Below are 255 nucleotides of genomic sequence, written 5' to 3'. Positions count from 1 at the left end.
GAGCGCACCCTGGCGCGGCAATTTGTGCGGGAGTTGGGCATCAGCTTCGGTGAGTGGCGCCAGCGTCTGCGCTACCTGGCCGCCATCGAGGCGCTGGACAGCGAACGCAGTGTGCAACACGTCGCTTTTGACCTCGGCTACAGTACCGCGTCGGCCTTCATCGCCATGTTCCAGCGCCATGCCGGTTGCACGCCGGAGCAGTACCGTCGGTCAAATATTCGCGGACGCTGAAGATGTAACAGGTTTTGGCTACAC

At 62.0% G+C, this 255-nt stretch carries 1 protein-coding gene; it reads left to right on the top strand.

The features are described 5' to 3' along the window. Positions 1–231, top strand: a 231-nt coding sequence (locus SB756_RS32520) for a helix-turn-helix domain-containing protein (protein ID WP_410913567.1), incomplete at its 5' end; no start/stop codon positions are given. Positions 232–255 lie beyond the last annotated feature (24 nt).

This window comes from Pseudomonas sp. SIMBA_068 (assembly GCF_046534705.1).
GTDB classification, from domain to species: domain Bacteria; phylum Pseudomonadota; class Gammaproteobacteria; order Pseudomonadales; family Pseudomonadaceae; genus Aquipseudomonas; species Aquipseudomonas putida.
This window is presented reverse-complemented; position numbering and strand designations above follow the sequence as displayed.